This is a genomic window from Arthrobacter sp. 05L44 (assembly GCF_056397605.1).
In genome coordinates, this window is sequence record NZ_JBFTNS010000002.1 from 12120 (window position 1) to 33909 (window position 21790).

Sequence of the window (21790 nt, forward strand, 5' to 3'; positions counted from 1 at the left end):
TGGCCGCCGCGTCCCCGGCGCTCACAGCCTGTCCCGGAGGGTGGAGAGCCGTTCGGCGGCTTCTTCGAGCACGTGGGTCTTTTTGCAGAAAGCGAAGCGGAGCAGGCTCCGGGTCCGCTCGGCGCCCTCCGCATGGCAAAAGACCGGCACCGGGATGGCCGCAACGCCCACCAGTTCGGGCAGACGGCGGGCCAGGTCCACGGAATCGGAGATCCCCAGCGGGGCAGTATCAACATTGACGAAGTAGGTCCCTTGCGGTGTGTAGACCTCCAGCCCCGCCGCGCGGAGCCCCTCGCTGAGGATGTCCCGCTTGAGGCGCAGCGTGTCGGCAATCCCGGTGTAGAACTCCTCCGGCAGGCCCAGGCCCACCGCGATGGCGCTCTGGAACGGGGTGCCGGAACTGTAGCTAAGGAACTGCTTGACCGTCCGGGCCGCTGACACGAGGTGCTCGGGGCCGCTGAGCCAGCCGATCTTCCAACCGGTGAAGGAGAAGGTCTTTCCGGCCGAGGAGATCGTCAGGGTCCGTTCCGCCGCGCCCGGCAGGGTGGCGATGGGCACGTGCTCGGCGCCAAAAGTGAGGTGCTCGTACACCTCGTCGGTGATGATGACGGCGTCGTGCCGGGCGGCGAGCTCCACCACGCGTTCCAACACCTCACGGGGGAAGACCGCGCCCGTGGGGTTGTGCGGATTGTTTACCAGCACCACCTTGGTGCGGTCGCTGAACGCCGCAGCCAGCGCGTCGAGGTCCGGCATAAAGTCAGGGGTCAGCAGCGGCGCTGTCACGTGCCGGGCGCCGGACAGCCCAATGATGGCGCCGTACGAGTCGTAGAACGGCTCGAAGGTCAGCACCTCATCCCCGGGCCCCACCAGCGCCAGGAGGGCGGCCGCGATCGCCTCCGTCGCGCCCGTGGTGACGACGATTTCCGTCTGCGGATCGGGAGTGAGGCCGTAGAACCGCTGCTGGTGCAGGGCGATGGCTTCCCGGAGCTCAAGAATCCCCTTGCCCGGGGCGTACTGGTTGGCGCCGGCGGCGATCGCAGCCTGGGCGGCATCCTTGATCTCCGCCGGGCCGTCCTCATCCGGGAAGCCCTGGCCAAGGTTGATGGCGCCGGTCTTGAGCGCCAGCGTGGTCATTTCCTCGAAAATGGTCACGCCGAGATCGCCCGAGGGCGAGAGCAGGTTCGCGCCGGTGGCTGCGCGCTGCCAGGGCGACAGCGGCTGCCCGCTCACAGGGTTTCCGCCTTACCGGTCCGTCCGGTGAATTTGTCCATGGTGGTGTAGATGCCGAAGACCGTTCCGCCGACGAAGTCCCAGGCCCGGACCGGCAACAGCCCGCGCAGTACCTTCCCGAGTTGAGCCATCGCCGGTGCGATCAGCTGCGGCCGGCCGGCCACCATGGCACCCCAGGCGCGCTCGACGGCGTCGTCGGGGTTCATCAGCGGAGTCAGCAGCGGACCCCGAGCCCCGGCGAACATGCCGGTGGAGACGTAGCTGGGGCAGAACGTGGTGACCTTCAGATGGTCATGGCCCTGCTGTTCCAGTTCCAGCCGCAGGGAGTCGCTCCAGCCGATCACCGCCCACTTGGAGGCGGCATAAACGCTCATCCGCGGATTGGAGACCGTACCGGCGGCAGAGGCGATGTTCAGGATCCGGCGCGGCCGGCCGCCGTCGGCCATCATGGCCGGAAGGAAGGCGTGGGTGACGTACATCGGGGCGAGCGCGTTGATGTCCATGGTCAGGGCGATGTCACGCTCTGGGTCGTGCTCCCAGAAGAGGGCGCCCCGCACAATCCCGGCGTTGTTGACCAGCAGCGTCAGCGGGCCCTCGGACGCTGCCTCGGCGGCGGCCTCCATAATGGACTCCCGGCTGGCCAGGTCCACACGACGGACGACGGCGCGCGCCCCCAGCGCGGTGACCTCGCCGGCCGTGCTGGCCAAGCCGTCGGCGTCGACGTCCCAGAGAACCACGACGGCGGCCCCCTCCCGGGTGGCGCGCAGGGCGTACAGGCGGCCCATGCCCATGGCGGCACCGGTCACGAGGACCACGCCTCCCGAGACAGTGAAGGGCGCGGAAGGAGAATTCCCGGAAGCTGACATTCCGCCATGCTATCCCGGCCCGCAAGTCCCATGCGGTAGGTTCGGAGCATGAGACGCGCTGTATGCCCTGGCTCCTTTGACCCTATTCACAACGGCCACCTGGAAGTCATCGCCCGGGCGGCCAGCCTCTTTGACGAGGTCATTGTGGCCGTGTCCACGAACTACGCCAAGAAGTACCGGTTCGGCCTCGAAGAGCGCCTCGACATGGCGCGGGAGACCCTGGCGTCCCTGCGTGGAATCGTGGTCGAACCCGTGGGGGAGGGCCTCCTTGCGGAGTACTGCCGGCAGCGCGGGGCATCGGCGATCGTCAAGGGCCTTCGCTCGTCCTCGGACTTCGACTACGAACTGCCGATGGCCACCATGAACCGGCAGCTCACCGGCGTTGAGACCGTGTTCATCCCGGCCGAGGGCCACTACCTGCACCTGTCCTCCACGCTGATCAAGGAAGTCTTCACCCTTGGCGGTGATGTCTCGGAGTTCGTGCCGAAGTCAGTACTGAAACGCCTCCGGACCGGCGAGCCGGGCCAGGATCCGTCCCGCAGAGGGTAAGCTTGATCGGTACTCGGCGGCCTGCTGCCGGGAACGCGGCCCCCGCCGGGCCGGATCGTGGCGCCGAAACGCGCCCTGCCGCCCGGTTTGAGTCCGTCCGGAAGTTCAGGCTAAGATGGTACGTCGGTCATATGTTCAACAGGAGTTCTCATTAAACGAGATGCTAGTTCGCCCCTGGCGTTCGACGTCAAGGACCTCGGACGCAGTCCGGGAAGCATGCGGACACTGACGGAACATGTACCCGCACCAAGTGACCTTGGTGTGGCGCTCATTGGTGTGCAGGAAGGCTCGGATGTCGAGCTGGATCTGCGCCTGGAGGCCGTACACGAAGGAATTCTGGTATCAGGTACCGCGAACGTCGAAGTAACCGGCGAATGCGGTCGATGCCTGGATCCCCTTGCGTATGACCTTGAGGTCAATGTGCAAGAACTTTTCTTCTACGGGGATGCTGAATTCCCGGATGAGGAAGACGAACAAGAGCAACGTCGAGTCGAGCACGATCTGATCGATCTTGAGCCGGTGTTGCGGGACGCAGTTGTTACCATGCTGCCGTTCCAGCCGGTGTGCCGGGAAGACTGCCAGGGCCTTTGCTCCGAATGCGGAGTACGCCTGGAAGACGAGCCGGGGCACCACCACGAGGTCGTAGATCCTCGCTGGGCTGCCCTAGCTGATCTGGCTAAGCCTGACCGGCAAAACTGATTTGTAAGTGTTGGACTAGAGAGAAATGAGTTAGCCGTGGCTGTTCCCAAGCGGAAAATGTCTCGCTCGAATACCCGCGCCCGCCGCTCCCAGTGGAAGGCAACCGCCCCCCACCTGGTGAAGACCGTGGAAAACGGACAGGTTGTTTACAGCCTGCCGCACCAGGCAAAGGTCGTTACCGACTCGGCTGGCACCGCGCTGTTCCTTGAGTACAAGGGCCGCAAGGTCGCAGACGTCTAATCCGCCAACAGGCTGACTAAGATGTCTTCAACTGAAGAGCTTCTGAAGCGTCTCGGTGTCACTATTGACGCCGGGACGCTTCGTCTTGCTCTGACACACCGTTCCTACGCCTACGAAAACGGCGGCATCCCCACCAACGAACGGCTTGAGTTCCTGGGTGACTCCATCCTAGGCTTTTCCGTCACCGACGCCCTGTACCGCGACAACCCTGATCTGCCGGAGGGGGAACTGGCCAAGCGCCGGTCCGCCGTCGTCAGCACCAAGGCGCTTGCCGGCGTCGGCCGCAGCATCGGCCTGGGGGAGTACATCTACCTGGGCCAGGGCGAGAAGCTGACCGAAGGCAAGAACAAGGCCTCCATCCTCGCGGACACCATGGAAGCGCTCATCGGCGCGACCTACCTGTCCAACGGACTGGAGACTGCACGCCAGCTGGTCATGCGGCTTGTTGGGCCGCTGCTCAAGGACGCCGCTGCCCTCGGTGCCGGCACCGACTGGAAGACCAGCATCCAGGAGCTCGCGGCCAGCCGTCAGCTCGGCACGATCAACTACGCGGTGGAGGGCTCCGGCCCGGACCACGCGCGGTCGTTCGAAGCCATCCTGCGGATCGGCGGCAACGACTACGGCACCGGCTCGGGTAACTCCAAAAAGGAAGCCGAGCAGGAAGCCGCGGCCGACGCCTGGCGCCGTCTCTCGGCACCCGAGCCCGCCGCGCAGTCCCAGACCGGCAGCTAGGTCCTTCAGTGCCTGAACTGCCTGAGGTGGAGGTGGTCCGGCGCGGCCTGGTCAACTGGGTGCGCGGCCGGACCATCACTTCCGTCGAGGTGCTGGATCCCCGCTCGATTCGCCGGCACGCCCTCGGCACCGAGGACTTCGCCGGCAACCTCGACGGGGCACGGGTGCTGGACGTGGTCCGGCGCGGCAAATTCTTGTGGCTCCCGCTCTCCGACAAGCCTGACGCTGCCGGAGGCACTGAGCCCGCGCCGTCGGTGGCCCTGATGGCCCACCTCGGTATGTCCGGGCAGCTCCTGATGCAGGACGCGGCCGTCGCGGACGAGAAGCACCTGAAGGTCCGGCTGCGGCTGAGCCCGGCGACGGGCATGCCCGAACAACTCCGCTTCGTCGACCAGCGGATCTTCGGCGGCCTGTTCCTCACCACCCTCATCCCCACCGCGGACGGCGGCCCGGGCGGCCTCGCGGAGACACCGCTGCCGTTGATCGCCGAAGAGGCCTCACATATCGCCCGGGACCCGCTGGACCCGCGGTTCTCTTTCGACGAGTTCTTCCGACGCCTCCGGGCCCGCCGCACCGGCCTCAAGCGGGCCCTGCTGGACCAAGGGCTCATCTCCGGGATCGGCAACATCTACGCGGACGAGGCCCTCTGGCTCGCAAAACTCCACTATGCGAGGCCCACCGACACCCTCCGGCGTTCCGAAGCGCACCGGGTGCTCGACGCCGCCCGCCAGGTCATGACTGATGCCCTCGCCGCCGGGGGCACCAGCTTCGACTCCCTGTACGTCAACGTCAATGGCGCCTCCGGCTACTTTGAACGCTCACTCAACGCCTACGGGCGCGAAGGACAGGAATGCCGGCGCTGCGCCGGGAACGGAATCGTCAGCGTGATGAAGCGGGAACAATTTATGAACCGTTCCTCCTACACCTGCCCCGTCTGCCAGCCGCGACCACGGAACGGCCGCTGGTAGCGCGCACGTCCGCGAACCAGGGCACCGCACTCCTCCCACCCCGTCGATTGCTCCTTAAGTCCCGTGTGAGGCCTCAAATGGGCAGTTACGGAGCAGCGGATGCCGGAAGGGGCCCCGGGAGCCCAAATCCGCGGGATTCCGCCAAGCCACAGTAGATTTAGGGTAGGAAACCCCGCCATGCCGCCATCCAGGAGACCCGGAACACTTTGCACCTCAAAAGCCTGACCGTCCGCGGATTCAAGTCGTTCGCCTCCGCGACGACGTTTGAATTCGAACCCGGCGTCACCGCCGTGGTGGGTCCCAACGGCTCCGGCAAGTCCAACGTGGTGGACGCACTGTCCTGGGTGATGGGCGAACAGGGCGCCAAGACACTGCGCGGCGGCAAGATGGAGGACGTCATCTTCGCCGGCACCTCGGGGCGGCCCCCGCTGGGCAGGGCCCACGTCTCGCTGACCATCGATAACAGCGACGGCGCCCTGCCGATCGACTACAGCGAAGTCACCATTTCCCGCACCCTTTTCCGCACCGGCGGCTCGGAATACGCCATCAACGGGGTCGGTTGCCGGCTGCTGGACATCCAGGAGCTGCTCTCCGATTCCGGGCTGGGCCGGGAAATGCACGTGATTGTCGGGCAGGGCCAGCTGGACAAGGTCCTGCACGCCACCCCCGAGGACCGCCGCGGCTTCATCGAGGAAGCCGCCGGCATCCTCAAGCACCGGCGCCGCAAGGAAAAGACGGTCCGCAAGCTCGAAGCCATGCAGGCCAACCTCGCCCGGCTCAGCGACCTCACCGGGGAAATCCGCCGTCAGCTCACGCCGCTGGGCAAACAGGCCGAGGTGGCCCGCCGGGCCCAGACCGTCCAGTTTGAGGTCCGGGATGCCCGGTCCCGGCTTCTCGCCGACGAACTCGTCCAGCTTCAGGCGGTCCTTGACCAGGACGTCGCGGACGAGACTGCGCTCAAAGCCCGACGCGGCGTTGTCGAAAAGGAACTCGACAGCGGACGCCAGCGGCAGGCGGCCCTCGAACAGCTCGCGGCCGAGGCTACCCCTAAGCTCAATGCCGCCCGCGACAACTGGTACCAGCTCTCCTCCGGCCGCGAACGGCTGCGATCCCTCGGATCTCTCGCAGAGGAACGCCGCAGGCTCCTCGGGGCCTCCGACGAGGCGCCGGACACGGGCCGCGATCCCGAGCAACTCGACAAGCAAGCCGCAAGGGTCAGGGCGGAACAGGCCGTGCTGGAGCAACAGATCGAGCAGAAGGGCCACGCCCTGGAGGCCGCCACTGCCGCCAAGCAGGAGGCTGAAAGCGCCTCCGCGGCGGAAGACAAGCGCCTCGCCACACTGCTCCGGGCCGCAGCGGACCGGCGCGAGGGCCTGGCCCGGCTGGCCGGGCAGGTGGGAGCCGCGCGGTCCAGGGTGGAGTCGGCGCAGGCGGAACTCGGCCGGCTCCGGGAGTCCCAAAGCGCCGGCGAGGAACGGCGCAGGGTTGCCCAGAGCGAATTCACCGCCCTCGAATCGCAGGTTGCCGGGGTCGAGGACGGCGAGGAAACGCTTGACGCCGAATACGAAGCAGCCAGCGAGGCCCTCGACGCCGTCATCGCCGACATCGACGCCCTCAAAGCGGCCGAACGCGACGGCGAACGGGAACGCGACGCGCTGGTTGCCCGGCGGGACGCCCTCCAACTTGGCTTGAACCGAAAAGACGGCTCCGGACACGTGCTGGCCGCCGGGCTGCCGGGGGTGCTGGGCGCTCTCGCCGGCATGCTGACGGTGGAGCCGGGCTACGAGGCCGCCGTCGCGGCGGCGCTGGGCGGCTGCTCGGACGCTGTGGTGGTCGACGACCCCTCCGCGGCCTCAGCGGCCGTGCAGCTGCTGAAGGACGACGACGCGGGGCGCGCCTCGCTGCTGCTCGCCGTCACGGACCTCCAGCCGGCCGTGGAGCCCGACGGCGATCTTCCCGCCGGTGCCCGCTGGGCGGCCTCACTCGTCACCCCGGTCGGTGACGCGCAGCCGGGTGCCGCCGGTCTTCCGCTGGGGCTCCTGCTGAATGGCGCCGTCGTCGTCGAGGACCTCGACGCGGCCGCCCGCCTGGTCGCCGCCCGGCCGGAACTGACCGCGGTGACCCGGACCGGAGATGTCTTTACGTCCCTGAGCGTCACCGGCGGCTCGGCCACGGCGCCGTCGCTGCTGGAAGTCCAGGCCGCCGTCGACGAGGCCTCGGCACGGCTCGCCGACGTCACGGCAGGGCTGGAACGGAACCGCTTCGCCCTGTCCGCCGCCGAGTCGCGACGCGCCGCAGCGCAGGAGCGGGCCGACACCGCGCTGGACAAGCTGCATGACTCGGACGCCCGGCTTGCCGCCGTGGCCGAGCGGCTTGGCCACCTGAACTCGGTGTTGCGCAGTGCCGTCGGCGAAAGCGACCGCCTCGCGGCGTCCCTGGCGCGCGCCGAGGCGAACATCCTCAGCGAGCAGGAGACGCTGGCCGCCGTTGCCGCGCGGCTGGCTGCCGCCCAGGAAGCACCCACGGAGGACGAACCGTCGTCGGAACACCGCGACGCCCTGGCCCTGGCCGCCTCGGCAGCGCGCTCTGCCGAGATGGAGGCCCGGCTCACCCTGCGCAGCGCCGAGGAACAGCTGACCGCAACCCGGAACCGCGCGACGTCGCTGGAACGCGCGGCCGCCACCGAACGGCGCGCCCGCGAGGAGGCCGCCGAACGCGCCCGCCGCCGCCGGCTCCAGGCCGCCCGCGCCGCCGCCGTAGCCGCCGCCGTCGGGCAGGTGACCGGCTTCGTGGACGTATCCGTGGAACTGGCCCGCCGCGAACGGGACAGCGCCGAGGAGCGCCGCGAGCAGATGGAACGCGAACTCGCCGAGGTCCGTACCGGCAACGACGCCCTGGCCCGTGAACTGGCCGAGCTGACCGACTCGGTGCACCGGGACGAACTGGCCCGCGCACAGCAGCGCCTCCGCATCGAGGCCCTCGAACTGCGCAGCGTCGAGGAATTGGGCCTGACCGCGGACCAGCTCGTGGCCGACTTCGGCCCGGACAAGCCGGTCCCCGTGCCGGCAGGGGAGACCGGTGACAAGTGGGCCGCGCTCCGGGCCGCCGTGGACGACGACGGGCAGGAGATCGTCGAGGGCAAGCCCTTCGTCCGCGAGGAGCAGGAGAAACGGCTCCGCAAGGCAGAACGCGACCTCTCCGCCCTGGGCCGGGTGAACCCGCTCGCGCTCGAGGAATTCGCGGCCCTGGAAGAACGGCACCAGTTCCTCAGCACCCAACTGGAGGACCTCAAGTCCAGCCGCAAGGACCTGCTGGACATCATCAAGGAAGTCGACGACCGGGTGCAGAAGGTGTTCGCCGAGGCGTTCGAAGACACCGCGGCGCAATTCGTCAGGGTCTTCGCCCGGCTCTTCCCCGGCGGCGAAGGGCGGCTGGTCCTGACCGACCCGACGGACATGCTGACCACCGGCATTGAAGTGGAGGCCCGTCCCGCGGGCAAGAAGATCAAGCGGCTTTCGCTGCTCTCCGGCGGTGAACGCTCCCTGACGGCGGTTGCGCTGCTGGTGGCGATCTTCAAGGCCCGGCCCTCGCCGTTCTACGTGATGGACGAGGTGGAAGCAGCCCTGGACGACACCAACCTCGGCCGGCTGATCACCATCTTCGAGGAACTGCGCGAGTCCAGCCAGCTGATTGTCATCACACACCAAAAACGCACCATGGAGGTAGCGGACGCGCTCTACGGCGTCACCATGCGCGGCGACGGCGTATCTACCGTCATCAGCCAGCGCCTCGGGGCCGACGTCTGAGCTCCTCCCGCGGGGCCGCGTTACTGGTGCGGCAGCGCTGCCCGCGGGGCATTTGGGGATTGTGAGAAGCTAGGGGAGTGAACGACATCCTCCCTATTGTCCTGCCCATCCTCGTTGCCCTGGTGGTCCTCGGCGCGCTGATTCCGGTGCTCATGAAGACCCGGAAGAACACCACCAACTACCCGTCGCAGCGCGACGCGAACGACCCCGTGCAGGGTGGCGGCGGCACGCTGCTGGAGGACCGCCCGGCGCCGTCCAGCGGCACAACAGTCCAGGATGACGTCGACGGCCTCGGGACCGTCGAGGTGCCTGACGACGTCGCGGGCCTTGAAACGGTCCCGGTCGAGACCCCGCTGCCGGTGGCGGGCCGCCTGACCCGGCTGCGTGAGCGGCTGGTCAAGTCCAACAACATCCTGGGCAAGGGACTGCTCGCCCTGCTGTCGGCAGACAAGATCGATGAGAACGTCTGGGACGAGGTCGAGGAAACCCTCCTGCTGGCGGACCTGGGCACCGAACCGACCATGCAGCTGGTGGACGCGCTCCGCGAACGCGTCAAGGTGATCGGAACGCGCTCACCCGAGCACGTCAAGGAGCTCCTGCGGGAGGAACTGGTCAAGCTCGTGGACCCGACCATGGACCGCAGCCTGAACGTCGAACGCCACGCTGACAAGCCGGCCGTGATGATGGTGGTGGGCGTCAACGGCGTCGGCAAGACCACCACGGTGGGCAAGCTGGCCCGCGTGCTCGTCGCCGAGGACAAGGACGTTATGCTCGGTGCCGCCGACACCTTCCGCGCCGCCGCGGCCGAACAGCTCGCTACCTGGGGCCAGCGCGTCGGCGTCCCCACGGTCAAGTCCGACGTCGATGGCGCGGACCCGGCCTCCGTCGCCTACGAGGCCGTCAAGGCGGGCATTGACCAGGAAGTCGACGTCGTAATGATCGACACCGCCGGCCGGCTGCAGAACAAGGTCGGCCTTATGGACGAGCTCGGCAAGGTCAAGCGCGTCATCGAAAAGCTCGCCGAGGTTGACGAGGTGCTCCTGGTCCTGGACGCCACCACCGGCCAGAACGGTCTGAACCAGGCCCGTGTCTTCGCCGAGGTGGTCAACATCACCGGCATCGTCCTGACCAAGCTGGACGGCACAGCCAAGGGCGGCATCGTCGTCGCGATCCAGAAGTCCCTCGGGGTGCCGGTCAAGCTGATCGGCCTCGGCGAGGGCGCGGACGACCTCGCGCCGTTCGAAGCCGAGAGCTTCGTCGACGCGCTGCTGAACTAGGCCGGCGCGTCCGCCGGGGTGGTCCTGAACGTTTCGCGGGCGAACATCCAGCCCGCGGCCGCGGCCAGGAGCACCCCGCCGGTCACGCCAAATGCCCAGCCGTAGCCAAGCCGGTCGGCCAGGAGCCCGGCGATGACCGGGCCCAGGATGGCGCCGCTGTCCGAGGTCATCTGGAATACCGCCAGGACCCGGCCGCCGGAGCGTTCGTTACCCACGACGTCGGCGATGGCCGCCTGCTGTGCCGGGCCCAGCAGCCCGGAGCCGACGCCGGCGATGGTGGACGCCAGCAGGAACCAGGGCAGCTCGTGGGTCAGGCCGATGCTGGCTGTGGCGAGGCCCGTGACCACCAGGCCGGCGAGCATCAGCGGCTTCCGTCCCAGGTTGTCCGCGAGCCGGCCGGAGAAGGTGAGGGCCGCCGCGTTGCCGGCGGCGAACACCGCCAGCGCCCAGCCCGCAGACGAGGACCCCGCGCCCAGGGCCACGACGGCGAAGAGCGGGACCGTCGCCATCCGGACGCCGAACGTGGCCCAGCCGTTGGCGAAGCTGGACGCCAGCCCGGCCCGGTAGGCGCTGTCCCGCAGGGCGTCGCGCAGTTGCATGGCCGGGGCGGTGGCGCCGGCCTCGCGGGAGCCCGTGGGGACGTGGGTGAGCTGGGTTTGCACCACTGCGGCGGCGAGGACCAGGGCGGCGGCGTAGGCCAGGAAGGGCACCCGCAGGCCGAAGCTGGCCAGCAGGCCGCCGACGATCGGGCCGCACACGTTGCCGATGAGGAAGGCCGACGCGTAGGCGCCGGAGACGCGCCCGCGGCTTTCCGGCGGCGCCAGCCTGACCACCAGCGCCATCGACGCCACCGTGAACATCACCGAGCCGGCTCCGCCGAGGCCGCGGAAGACCAGCAGCTGCCAGTAGTTCTGGGCGAACGCGCACGCCGCCGTCGAGGCCGCGACAATCAGGAGCCCGGCCACGTAGACCGGGCGTTCACCTAGCCGCACAATCAGTGCGCCGCCCGCCGGGGCGAACACGAGCCGCATAAACGCGAAAATGCTGACGATCACCGCGGCCGCCGTCGCGCCGACGTCGAACGTCGTGGCGAACTGGGGGAGCACCGGCGCCACGAGGCCAAAACCCAGCGCAATCAGGAACGCCGCGACCAGCATCACCTTGATGTCCCGGGGCAGGCGCGGCCTGCCGTGCGGCCGGAGGACGGCCATCGGCCCGGTGGGGGCGCCGGAACGGGTTGTTTTGCTCATGCTGCTGCCTTCGGTGTTGCGTGGGGTGCCTGGTGGGAGTCCGGGGCGGGATGGAACGCGTGAAACATAACCGTAACAAGCGTGAGATGCACCATTTACTTCCGGGAGGTTCTTGTAACAACCCGGCAATGTAAATCCTCAGCCGGTGAAACACGCCGCCAGCAAACTCTTCTTAGAACGCAAACCGCGTTGGGCAGGCGGACTATTCCGCACCTACGAGCAAGACACCTAAGAGCAAGAGAGGACGCAGACCATGGAACTCACCGCAGGTCTCGTTTGGCTCCTGGTCGCATCAGCCCTCGTGCTGTTTATGACCCCGGGCCTGGCATTCTTCTACGGCGGCATGACGCGCGCCAAGTCGGCTTTGAACATGATGATGATGAGCTTCGTCGCCATCGGAACCATCGGCATCATGTGGGTCCTGTGGGGCGCCTCGATGGCTACCAGCAACAAAGACAACTTCTTCCAGATCTTCGCCAACCCGTTCAGCCACTTCGGTCTGCACAACTTCACCGACCCGGCGGACCTGCTGAAGGTCGGCTACGCAGCCACCTTCGCGATCATCACCGTTGCGCTGATCTCCGGCGCCGTCGCAGACCGCGCGAAGTTCTCCGCGTGGGTTATCTTCACCCCGATCTGGGCCACGCTGGTCTACGCGCCGCTGGCGTTTATGGTCTGGGGCGGCGGCCTGTTCTCCAAGGACGGCTGGTTCGGCCAGACCTTCGCCCCGGTCATTGACTTCGCCGGCGGCACCGTGGTGCACATCAACGCCGGTGTTGCGGGCCTGATCCTCGTCCTCGTCATCGGCAACCGCAAGGGCTTCGGCAAGGACCCGAACCACCGCCCGCACAACGTCCCGTTCGTCATGCTCGGTGCCGCGATCCTCTGGTTCGGCTGGTTCGGCTTCAACGCCGGCGCCGCCGCCACGGTGGAGCAGGCCGGCCTGATCTGGGTCAACACCCTCGCTGCCCCGGCCGCGGCGATGCTCGGCTGGCTGGCCGTGGAACGCTTCCGTGACGGGCACCCCACCTCCCTCGGTGCCGCCTCCGGTGTGGTGGCCGGCCTGGTCGCCATCACCCCGGCCTGCGCCAACGTGTCCCCGCTCGGTGCGATCGCCCTGGGCGTCGTCGCCGGTGTCGCCTCGGCCCTCGCCGTCGGCCTCAAGTTCAAGTTCGGCTACGACGACTCGCTGGACGTCGTCGGTGTTCACCTCGTCTCCGGTGTCGTCGGCACCGTCGCGATCGGCTTCCTGGCCACCCCGGCCCAGGGCACCGCGGGTCTGTTCTACGGCGGCGGCAGCACGCAGCTTGTCGCCCAGGTCCTCGCGGCCGTCTTCTCGATCATCTTCACCGCCGTGATGACGTTCATCATCGCCTTCCCGATCCACAAGCTGATGGGCTTCCGGGTGTCCCAGGAGCAGGAAGTCGTGGGTGTGGACCTGAGCCTCCACGCCGAAACCGCCTACGAGTTCGGCGTCGGCGGCCGCGGCGGAAGCTTCCAGCCCCTGCATGAACTCATCACCGGCAAGCCGCTGGGCGAGGGCATCGAGGTACCGGCGGCCGAGACCGTGGATGTCACCTCAAACGGCAAGAAGTCCTCAGCTGGCAAGGAAAGCGTGGAAGCATGAAACTGATTACCGCAATCGTCCGACCGGAAAAACTCGACGCCATCAGGGAAGGCCTGGAAGCCTACGGGGTGCAGGGCCTGACGGTCAGCGCGGCCAGCGGCTACGGCCGGCAGCGCGGCTACACCGAGGTGTACCGCGGCGCGGAGTACAACGTGGATCTGCTGCCCAAGATCCGGGTAGAGGTCCTGGCCACCGACGAACAGGCGGACGACATCCTCGATGTCATCATCGCCAGCTCCAACACCGGCCGGGCCGGCGACGGCAAGGTCTGGACCATGGATGTATTCGAGGCAGTCCGGGTCCGCACCGGAGAGCGCGGCGCAGCAGCCATCTAGGCTGCAGCCCTCCAGCCGCAGCCGCGCCACCGCGGACCGCGATCGGGGGTTGCGACAGCGGGCCGGGCACCTGAAAAGGTGTCCGGCCCGCTTTTCGCTGTTCCGGGGCCGGCCGCTAGGCCGGCCAGCCCTCGGGTCCTGGCGTCCCGGCGGCGTATTCCTCCAGCGGCACGCTGTCCCGCGCCCACGCTTTGATGACGGGTTCGAGGATGCGCCAGCAGTCCTCGGCCGTGTCCCCGCGCACGGAGAGCAGGGGATCGCCGCTGAGGACGCCCTCGAGGACTTCGCCGTAGGGCAGCAGATCGGATGCGCTGAGTTCGGCCTTGAGCGTCGCCCGGTCCAGGCTGAGGACGTTGCCAGGGCCGTTGACGTCGACGTCGAACTGCAGCGTGTCCGGGCCGAAGCCGATCCGCAGCTGGTTGGGGGAGTCGACGCCGGTGAACCCCTTGGGCAGGTGCGGCACGGGCCGGAAAGTCACCACCGCTTCCTTGCGCATGGAACCCAGCGCCTTGCCGGACCGGAGGATGAAGGGCACCCCCTGCCAGCGCCAGTTGTCGATGGACACCTGGACCTCAGCCAGCGTCTCCGTGTTCCGGGAGGGGTCCACGCCCGCTTCCTTCGTGTAGTCAGGCACCTTCCGCCCGTCGATGGAACCGGCCGTGTACCGGGCGCGCCGCGTGTTCTTGGCATAGGGGGCCTTGATGCTGCTGGCACGCAGCAGGGTGGCTACGGCGTCCCGAAGGTCGCGTTCGTTTACCGAGGCCGGCGGTTCGATGGCCATCAGGGCCATGATCTGCAGCAGGTGGCTCTGGATCATGTCGCGGAGCGCTCCGGCGCCGTCGTAATAGCGTGCCCGGCCTTCCAGGGCGAGGTCCTCGTCGAAGATGATCTCGATCTTCTCGATGTGCTCCCGGTTCCAGACCGGCTCCAGGAAGGTGTTTGCAAAGCGCAGGCCCAGGATGTTCAGCACTGTTGCTTTGCCCAGGAAGTGGTCCACCCGGTGGATGTGGTCTTCCGGGACCAGGGCCGCCAGGGTCTTGTTGAGCTCGTGGGCGGAGACTTCGCTGGAGCCGAAGGGTTTCTCCATCACCAACCGGGTTCCGGCCGGCAGCTGTCCCGGGGTCAGCACTTCGCAGGCCTGCTGGCTGATCTTGGGCGGCAGGGCGAAGTACACGGCGACGGGGCCTTCGAGGGTGGCCAGCAGCCCGGCCAGTTGTCCCTCCGCTGTGACATCCAGCTGGTGGTAGCTGGTGTTCTCGCGGATCCGCTTCAGCTCGCGTTTGCCGCTGGTGTCGGCCTGGGAGTTGGCGTCCGCGAACGATGTCTCAAGCCGCTCGCTCCACTGGTCCGCCGTCCAGTTGTCGGACCCGGCCCCCACCAGGGTGAGGCCCGGCGCGTGGCCCCTGGCCACCAGCCGGGCCAGGCCCGGCAGCAGCAGGCGTCCCGTCAGGTCGCCGGACGCGCCGAGAATGAGCAGGGTCTTTACGGTGGGTTCACTGGTCACGCTAGCCAGCATGCCATCTTGAAGGCGCGTATTGGTACCCTAGATAGTCGAGTCCCGTTGTCGAGGCAATTCGTTCCGGCGAACAGTCACGACTCTGGCGCGCCGCACCGGCCGCCAGCTGTAGATCCACTGAAAGAAGTGCACGGCGCGTGTTCAATTCACTCTCTGACCGGTTGACAGCAACCTTCAAGAACCTCCGTGGCAAGGGCCGCCTCACCGAGGCGGACGTTGACGCCACGGTCCGCGAGATCCGGCGTGCCCTGCTGGACGCCGACGTCGCCGTTCCGGTGGTCCGTGAGTTCACCGGCCGGGTGCGCGAGCGTGCCCTCGGCGCTGAAGTCTCCGGCGCGCTGAACCCGAGCCAGCAGATCGTCAAGATCGTCAATGAGGAACTCGTCGAGATCCTGGGCGGCGAGACCCGCCGGATCCGCCTGGCCAAGACCGGGCCCACCATCATCATGCTCGCGGGCCTCCAGGGCGCCGGTAAGACCACCCTCGCCGGGAAGCTTTCGAAGTACCTCAAGGCCCAGGGCCACAGCCCCATGCTGGTCGCCTGCGATCTGCAGCGCCCGAACGCCGTGACCCAGCTGCAGGTGGTCGGCCAGCGCGCCGGCGTTCCCGTTTTCGCCCCGCACCCCGGTGCCACGTCCACCGAACTGGACCACCCCGCCGGTGACCCGGTCGCCGTCGCCCGCGCCGGCGTCGAGGAAGCCAAGCGCACCCTGCACGACGTCGTTATTGTCGACACCGCCGGCCGCCTCGGCGTCGACGCCGAAATGATGGAACAGGCCCGCCAGATCCGACGGGCGATCGTCCCCAACGAAGTCCTCTTCGTGATCGACTCGATGATCGGCCAGGACGCCGTCAACACGGCCATGGCCTTCGATGAAGGCGTCAACTTCACCGGCATTGTGCTGTCCAAGCTCGACGGAGACGCCCGCGGCGGTGCGGCACTGTCCGTCGCGTCTGTCACCGGAAAGCCGGTGATGTTCGCGTCCACCGGCGAAGGTGTGGACGACTTCGAGCTCTTCCACCCGGACCGCATGGCCTCCCGCATCCTCGATATGGGTGACGTGCTCACCCTGATCGAGCAGGCCGAGAAGTCCTGGGACAAGGACGAAGCGGCCCGGATGGCGAAGAAGTTCGCCGACCAGGAAGACTTCACCCTCGAGGACTTCCTCGCCCAGATGCAGCAGATCCGCAACATGGGCTCGATGAAGAAGATGCTGATGATGATGCCGGGTGCGCAGAACATCCGGCAGCAGCTCGAACAGTTCGACGAACGCGAGATCGACCGTGTCGAGGCGATCGTCCGCTCCATGACCCCGCACGAGCGGGTGGCCCCGAAGATCATCAACGGTTCCCGCCGCGCCCGCATCGCCCGCGGTTCCGGCGTCCACGTCTCCGAGGTCAACGGGCTCCTGGAACGCTTCGCCCAGGCGCAGAAGATGATGAAGAAGATGGCCGCCGGCGGTGGAATGCCCGGTATGCCGGGGATGCCCGGAATGGGTGGCGGCGGAGCCCGGAAGGGCGGAAAGAGCGCGCCGAAGAAGAAGGCCCGTTCGGGTAACCCGGCCAAGGCCGCGCAGGAGCTGAAGGACGCCGAGGCGCGCCGTGCCGCGGGCAACAAGGCGGTCCCGACCGGAGCCTCCTTCGGGCAGCAGGGCGGCGAGTTCGATCCGTCCCAGCTGAACCTGCCCAAGGGCTTTGACAAGTTCCTCGGCGGCAGCAAGTAGCCGGAGCCGGCCCGCCGAAAGGACGCTGCCGGCAGCAATGTCGTCGGTCTTAGTGACGGACCTGTGCCATAGGGTTAGACCATGTTCAAGCAGCGCGTAGTTTTCGTCCACGGGGCCGGCAGTTTTGGTGCCGCGGCGTGGCCGAAACAGCACGGCATGGCGCTGGCCTATGACGCGCTATTCCTGCGGCGGCACGGGTTCGACGCCGTCGCCGAACCGCTGGAAACCGATTTCGCCGCCGACGCGGGCATTGTGCTCCGTGCCCTTGCCGACGACGGCCGGGGCGCCGCCGGCGGCCACGTCGTGGCGCACTCGCAGGGGGCCATCGCGGCGATGATGGCCGCCGTCGAACGCCCCGACCTTGTGCACTCGCTCACCCTGGTTGAACCGGCGTGCCTCTCGCTCACGGCCGAACTGCCGGCGACCGCCGCGCACCGGGCGCTGATGCAGCCCCTGTTCGATGTCCGGCACAACCTCAGTGACGAGGACTTTCACCGCGAGTTCGTCCGCCGGGTCTTCGCCGCCCACGCACCCGTCCGCGGCAGTGTGGGAGCGCCTACGCCCGACGACGGCCGGGACATCCGCCGGCTGAGGTTGCAGGCCCCGCCGTGGGACGCGCCGCTGCAGATCGTCCCGGGCGTCCCGACGCTGGTCCTCACCGGAGGCTGGGAACCGCTGTATGAGGAGATTGCGGGCTACCTGCGCGAAACGGGCGCCCTGCACCGCACGGCCCCGGGCGGGCACCGTCCGCAGGATTCCAGGGAAGGCGACCGCACCATCCGCACCTTCATCGCCGGCGTCAGCCGCAGCCGGCAGCCGTACGCGTCCTGACACGGACGTACCGCGAATCCGAACAGCGACGCAGGGCGCCCGCCCTTGGCGGGAGGGCGACCTGCGGGGGCCGGGGTCCTAGTTACTCGGGCGAACCCACGGCCGGCTCGGGCAGGTAGACCTTGCCGCCAGCCGCGAGGAACTCCGCGCTCTTCTCCCGCATCCCGTCAGCCTGCCGGGCGATGGCAGCCTGGGTTTCCGCTGACCCGAACTCGTCCCGGATGTCCTGGCTGATCCGCATGGAGCAGAACTTAGGCCCGCACATGGAACAGAAGTGGGCTGTCTTGGCCGGTTCCGCCGGCAGCGTCTCGTCGTGGAAGGCCTCGGCGGTGACCGGGTCGAGGGACAGCGCAAACTGGTCCCGCCAGCGGAACTCGAAACGCGCCCTGGAGAGCGCGTCGTCGCGCTCGTGGGCGCCGGGATGTCCCTTGGCCAGGTCCGCGGCGTGGGCGGCGATCTTGTAGGTGATGACGCCGGTCTTCACATCGTCCTTGTTGGGTAGCCCGAGGTGTTCCTTCGGCGTGACGTAACACAGCATGGCGGTGCCGTATCGGGCGATCTCGGTGGCGCCGATTGCTGAGGTGATGTGGTCGTAGCCGGGTGCGATGTCCGTCACCAGCGGTCCCAGCGTGTAGAACGGAGCGCCCTGGCATAGTTCCTGCTGGCGCTCCACGTTTTCCCGGACCAGATGGAGGGGCACATGTCCGGGGCCTTCAACCATGACCTGCACATCGAACTCCCACGCCCGCTGGGTCAGCTCAGCCAGGGTATCCAGCTCGGCGAACTGGGCAGCGTCGTTGGCGTCCGCCGTCGAGCCCGGCCGCAGTCCGTCGCCCAGCGAAAACGAAACGTCGTACTTCGCGAAAATCTCGCACAGCTCATCGAAATGTGTGTAGAGGAAGTTCTCCCGGTGGTGCGCCAGGCACCACCCGGCCATGATCGAGCCGCCGCGCGACACGATACCCGTAACCCGGTTGGCTGTCAGGGGGACGTAACGCAGTAGCACGCCTGCGTGGATGGTCATGTAGTCCACCCCCTGTTCGCACTGTTCGATCACGGTGTCCCGGAAGATCTCCCAGGTCAGGGCATTCGCCTCGCCGTTGACCTTCTCCAGCGCCTGGTAGATCGGTACAGTGCCGATGGGGACGGGGGAGTTGCGGATGATCCACTCGCGCGTGGTGTGGATGTCGTCACCGGTGGAGAGGTCCATGACGGTGTCCGCACCCCACTGCGTGGCCCACTGAAGCTTGTCGACTTCCTCGGCAATAGAGCTGGTAACGGCGGAGTTGCCGATGTTGGCGTTGATCTTCACAAGGAACGCCTTGCCGATGACCATCGGCTCTGACTCCGGGTGGTTAATGTTGCTGGGGATGATCGCCCGGCCGGCGGCCAGCTCGCTGCGAACGAGTTCGACGTCGCAGTTCTCGCGCAGGGCGACGTAGCGCATCTCGGGTGTGACCGTTCCGTTCCTCGCGTAATGCATCTGCGTGACCGTCCGGCCGGCAACCGCGCGGCGAGGCTGCGGGGGCGCGCCGCGCCACTCGGCAGAGGCGGCGCCCCGCCGGACCGCGGACTTGCCGTCGTCGAGCAAGTTGCGTTCCCTGCCGCTGTAGGGCTCGGTGTCCAGGCGTTCGGTGATCCAGTCGCTACGGAACGGGGCCAGACCCACGACGGGATCGCTGCCCGGGCCTGCCGTCCGATACACCCGAAACGACGGATTTGCCGAGCCTCCGGGCGACGGCTCCAAGGCGATCTCCGTCACCGGTACGCGGATCCCGCCGGCTTCGACATACGCCAGGCCATGCGACTTCAGTGACTGGGTTACCGGCGGGGCAGCAACGGCGGCGGGGCCGTTCTGAACCGTGCTGTTCCCGTATCGGGCAGGGCTGTGCTGGGGATTTGTGGTGCTCAAAGGGTTACTCACTTCCTTCGCCGGCATTACCCGGACAGGTTCAACGGTCGCAGGCTGCGTCAGCCCGATCTCAGCCCCTGCAAGGGCACCCGTGTGGTCGTAGACGAAGCTACCACAGGCTGCTTGTAGTTGACGGTTGTCCCGGGGCGCCGGGTCGTTATGCGGATTAAGCTGTAGGCCATGAGCATTATCGAGTTCAGCGGCACGGTCCTCACCTCCCCGGATCAGGAGCGGCGCGGGTTGTGGGCGGTCGACGGCAAGCTGACTTTCGACCGTCCGCGGGCGCCGTCGGACCTCGTGCTGGACGGCTGGGTCATTCCCGGACTGGTCGACGCCCATTGCCACATCGGCCTCGGCCCGGAGGGCGACGTTCCGGAGGACGTAGTGGAACGGCAGGCGCAGACGGACCGCGACGCCGGGACCCTCCTGGTCCGCGACGCAGGAGCGGTGCATTACACCCGCTGGGTCCAGCAACGGGCCGACCTTCCTCGAATCATCCGCGCCGGCCGGCACATTGCCCGGACCCGCCGGTACCTGCGGGGCTTCGCCGTTGAAGTGGAGCCGGAGGAACTGGTCGAGACGGTCCGCAAGCAGGCCCGTGCCGGCGACGGATGGGTGAAGCTGGTGGGGGACTGGATCGACCGCGACGCCGGCGATCTCGCCGCCAGCTTCCCGGCGGCGGCCGTCATGGACGCAGTCCGTGCAGCCCACGACGAGGGGGCCCGCGTCACGGCGCATTGCTTCGCCGAGCAGACCCTGGACGACATGCTCGACGCCGGGATCGACTGCATTGAGCATGGAACGGGCCTGCTGCCCCGGCACCTGCCCCGCTTCATCGAACAGGGCGTGCCGATTGTGCCGACCCTGATCAATATTGCGACCTTCCCGGACATCGCGGCCCAGGCGCGGGACAAATTTCCCCGTTATGCAGCCCATATGCTCGGGCTCTGGGAACGGCGGGCCGAGCGGGTCCTCGAGGCGCACGAGGCCGGCGTCGTTCTATACGCCGGGACCGACGCGGGCAGTGTCATCAAGCACGGGCGGATTGCCGACGAGATCCAGGCCATGCACGCCGCGGGACTGCCCGCCCGGGCCGCCCTCGACGCCGCCGCCTGGGCCGCGCGGGCATGGCTCGGCGCAGAGGGCATCGCCGAGGGTGCCAGTGCCGATGTGCTGGTCTGCAGTGAGGATCCGCGCCGGGATCTCGCCACCCTGCAGGCACCACGGAGCATAGTGTTGCGCGGACAAGTGGTTCGGTCCGAGGTGCATTAGGAATAAATTGAAGCTTCAAGTAATTTAGCACTATGAAGGGTCACCGAAAGGCGGTGGCCACAAACCACCGGAGCGTTGCGATGACCGCAGAAACCAGCACCCAGGATCTCCTTCCGGCCGAACTCACCATGGGCACCGTGATGCTCAAGGTCGGCGACATGAAGGTGATGACCGACTACTACCAGCGCGCCCTTGGCCTCGACATCGTGGCCGAGCAGGACGGCGGCCTCTACCTCGGCCGCAAGGCCAAGCCGCTGGTCCACCTCGCGCCTGCGCCCGGACTCAACCTGCCCTCGCGCGGTGAAGCGGGCCTGTTCCACACCGCCCTGCTCTTCGATGACCAGGCTTCGTTGGCCGCCACTATCGCCTCCGCCGCCCAATACGAACCGCAGTCCTTCACCGGCAGCGCCGACCACCTGGTCAGTGAGGCGTTCTACTTCAACGATCCCGAGGGCAACGGCATCGAGCTCTACTGGGACCGGCCGCGCGACGCCTGGTCCTGGGAAGGAACGAACGTGGTGATGGATAGCCTCGCTCTGCCACCCCAGCGGTACCTTGAGCAGCACCTGACCGAGGCCTCACTGGCCGGACAGCGCGAGGCCGAGGCCGGCGTCGGGCACGTCCACCTGCAGGTCGGCGACGTGCAGTCCGCACACGACTTCTACGTCGGCACACTCGGCTTTGAGAAGACCGCCGGCTGGCACGGCCAGGCGCTCTTTGTCTCGGCCGGCGGCTACCACCACCACATGGCTATGAATGTCTGGAACAGTCGCGGGGCCGGACCGCGCCGCGACACCCTGGGCCTCGGCGAGGTCCTGATCGAAGTACCGTCGGGCGACGATGTCGGCGCCCTTGCCGACCGCCTCAAGACGGCCGGGGTCGAATCGCACCACACCGGCGCCGAGCTCCGATTCGACGACCCCTGGCGCAACCGCATCCGGGTCGCGGTCCGCTAA

At 67.8% G+C, this 21790-nt stretch carries 18 protein-coding genes and 1 riboswitch; of the genes, 13 read left to right on the forward strand and 5 right to left on the reverse strand.

Annotated elements, in window-relative coordinates:
• Positions 1 to 21: 21 nt before the first annotated feature.
• Positions 22 to 1230 carry an aminotransferase class I/II-fold pyridoxal phosphate-dependent enzyme gene (locus tag AC1DHY_RS05290; RefSeq protein ID WP_476903275.1) on the reverse strand — a complete coding sequence of 403 codons (1209 nt, stop codon included), beginning with the start codon at positions 1228 to 1230 and terminating at the stop codon, positions 22 to 24.
• Complete coding sequence (locus tag AC1DHY_RS05295) at positions 1227 to 2096, reverse strand: SDR family NAD(P)-dependent oxidoreductase (RefSeq protein ID WP_476903276.1); 870 nt, start codon at positions 2094 to 2096, stop codon at positions 1227 to 1229. Before AC1DHY_RS05295 ends, AC1DHY_RS05290 begins: the two co-directional genes overlap by 4 nt.
• 48 nt (positions 2097 to 2144) lie before the next feature.
• Between AC1DHY_RS05295 and coaD the strand changes: the two genes are divergently transcribed.
• From coaD to ftsY, 7 genes are all read left to right on the forward strand, one after another.
• Positions 2145 to 2645 (forward strand): pantetheine-phosphate adenylyltransferase, encoded by a 501-nt coding sequence (gene coaD, locus AC1DHY_RS05300; RefSeq protein ID WP_476879835.1) that lies wholly within the window; start codon positions 2145 to 2147, stop codon positions 2643 to 2645.
• Between the two features lie 174 nt (positions 2646 to 2819).
• Entirely contained in the window at positions 2820 to 3344 is a 525-nt protein-coding gene (locus tag AC1DHY_RS05305; protein WP_146337283.1) for a YceD family protein, read from the forward strand.
• Positions 3345 to 3380: 36 nt separating this feature from the next.
• Positions 3381 to 3584, forward strand: coding sequence for a 50S ribosomal protein L32 (gene rpmF, locus AC1DHY_RS05310; protein WP_056738282.1), 204 nt, complete (start codon positions 3381 to 3383; stop codon positions 3582 to 3584).
• Positions 3585 to 3605: 21 nt separating this feature from the next.
• A complete protein-coding gene (gene rnc / locus AC1DHY_RS05315) occupies positions 3606 to 4316 on the forward strand; it encodes a ribonuclease III (RefSeq protein ID WP_476879834.1) in 711 nt (236 codons plus the stop codon).
• An 8-nt stretch (positions 4317 to 4324) separates the two neighbouring features.
• Positions 4325 to 5284: a bifunctional DNA-formamidopyrimidine glycosylase/DNA-(apurinic or apyrimidinic site) lyase gene (gene mutM / locus AC1DHY_RS05320; protein WP_476879833.1), complete on the forward strand. Its 960-nt coding sequence runs from the start codon at positions 4325 to 4327 to the stop codon at positions 5282 to 5284.
• A 206-nt stretch (positions 5285 to 5490) separates the two neighbouring features.
• Positions 5491 to 9090, forward strand: coding sequence for a chromosome segregation protein SMC (gene smc / locus AC1DHY_RS05325; RefSeq protein ID WP_476879832.1), 3600 nt, complete (start codon positions 5491 to 5493; stop codon positions 9088 to 9090).
• A 77-nt stretch (positions 9091 to 9167) separates the two neighbouring features.
• A complete protein-coding gene (gene ftsY, locus AC1DHY_RS05330) occupies positions 9168 to 10367 on the forward strand; it encodes a signal recognition particle-docking protein FtsY (protein ID WP_476903277.1) in 1200 nt (399 codons plus the stop codon).
• Here ftsY and AC1DHY_RS05335 read toward each other — a convergent pair.
• Positions 10364 to 11617 (reverse strand): MFS transporter, encoded by a 1254-nt coding sequence (locus tag AC1DHY_RS05335; protein ID WP_476880642.1) that lies wholly within the window; start codon positions 11615 to 11617, stop codon positions 10364 to 10366. The genes ftsY and AC1DHY_RS05335 overlap by 4 nt on opposite strands.
• A gap of 253 nt (positions 11618 to 11870) precedes the next feature.
• Here AC1DHY_RS05335 and AC1DHY_RS05340 point away from each other — a divergent pair, with 253 nt between their 5' ends.
• Complete coding sequence (locus AC1DHY_RS05340) at positions 11871 to 13244, forward strand: ammonium transporter (RefSeq protein ID WP_476903278.1); 1374 nt, start codon at positions 11871 to 11873, stop codon at positions 13242 to 13244.
• A complete protein-coding gene (locus AC1DHY_RS05345) occupies positions 13241 to 13579 on the forward strand; it encodes a P-II family nitrogen regulator (protein ID WP_136322366.1) in 339 nt (112 codons plus the stop codon). Before AC1DHY_RS05340 ends, AC1DHY_RS05345 begins: the two co-directional genes overlap by 4 nt.
• Before the next feature lie 115 nt (positions 13580 to 13694).
• Here AC1DHY_RS05345 and AC1DHY_RS05350 read toward each other — a convergent pair whose 3' ends face one another.
• Positions 13695 to 15083 (reverse strand): glucose-6-phosphate dehydrogenase, encoded by a 1389-nt coding sequence (locus AC1DHY_RS05350; RefSeq protein WP_476878063.1) that lies wholly within the window; start codon positions 15081 to 15083, stop codon positions 13695 to 13697.
• 149 nt (positions 15084 to 15232) lie between these two features.
• On the opposite strand from AC1DHY_RS05350, the gene ffh reads away from it, so the two are divergent.
• On the forward strand, positions 15233 to 16819 hold the full coding sequence (gene ffh, locus AC1DHY_RS05355) for a signal recognition particle protein (protein ID WP_476878064.1): 1587 nt from the start codon (positions 15233 to 15235) through the stop codon (positions 16817 to 16819).
• 81 nt (positions 16820 to 16900) lie between these two features.
• Positions 16901 to 17650 (forward strand): alpha/beta fold hydrolase, encoded by a 750-nt coding sequence (locus AC1DHY_RS05360; protein ID WP_476903279.1) that lies wholly within the window; start codon positions 16901 to 16903, stop codon positions 17648 to 17650.
• 82 nt (positions 17651 to 17732) lie between these two features.
• Here the strand turns inward: AC1DHY_RS05360 and thiC are convergent, their stop codons facing one another.
• Positions 17733 to 19562, reverse strand: a complete 1830-nt coding sequence (gene thiC / locus AC1DHY_RS05365) for a phosphomethylpyrimidine synthase ThiC (protein ID WP_476903280.1) — start codon at positions 19560 to 19562, stop codon at positions 17733 to 17735.
• A riboswitch (TPP riboswitch) is annotated at positions 19558 to 19665 on the reverse strand. It overlaps the preceding gene by 5 nt.
• Positions 19666 to 19742: 77 nt before the next feature.
• On the opposite strand from thiC, the gene AC1DHY_RS05370 reads away from it, so the two are divergent.
• Positions 19743 to 20834, forward strand: a complete 1092-nt coding sequence (locus AC1DHY_RS05370) for an amidohydrolase family protein (RefSeq protein WP_476878067.1) — start codon at positions 19743 to 19745, stop codon at positions 20832 to 20834.
• Between the two features lie 80 nt (positions 20835 to 20914).
• Positions 20915 to 21790 (forward strand): VOC family protein, encoded by an 876-nt coding sequence (locus AC1DHY_RS05375; RefSeq protein WP_476878068.1) that lies wholly within the window; start codon positions 20915 to 20917, stop codon positions 21788 to 21790.

Bases quoted from the DNA above. Each gene is read 5' to 3' on its own strand.
- AC1DHY_RS05375 (WP_476878068.1), top strand. From the start codon at position 20,915: ATGACCGCAGAAACCAGCACCCAGGATCTCCTTCCGGCCGAACTCACC.
- AC1DHY_RS05295 (WP_476903276.1), bottom strand. From the start codon at position 2,096: ATGTCAGCTTCCGGGAATTCTCCTTCCGCGCCCTTCACTGTCTCGGGA.
- AC1DHY_RS05360 (WP_476903279.1), top strand. From the start codon at position 16,901: ATGTTCAAGCAGCGCGTAGTTTTCGTCCACGGGGCCGGCAGTTTTGGT.
- AC1DHY_RS05340 (WP_476903278.1), top strand. From the start codon at position 11,871: ATGGAACTCACCGCAGGTCTCGTTTGGCTCCTGGTCGCATCAGCCCTC.
- coaD (WP_476879835.1), top strand. From the start codon at position 2,145: ATGAGACGCGCTGTATGCCCTGGCTCCTTTGACCCTATTCACAACGGC.
- AC1DHY_RS05335 (WP_476880642.1), bottom strand. From the start codon at position 11,617: ATGAGCAAAACAACCCGTTCCGGCGCCCCCACCGGGCCGATGGCCGTC.
- AC1DHY_RS05345 (WP_136322366.1), top strand. From the start codon at position 13,241: ATGAAACTGATTACCGCAATCGTCCGACCGGAAAAACTCGACGCCATC.
- rnc (WP_476879834.1), top strand. From the start codon at position 3,606: ATGTCTTCAACTGAAGAGCTTCTGAAGCGTCTCGGTGTCACTATTGAC.
- AC1DHY_RS05370 (WP_476878067.1), top strand. From the start codon at position 19,743: ATGAGCATTATCGAGTTCAGCGGCACGGTCCTCACCTCCCCGGATCAG.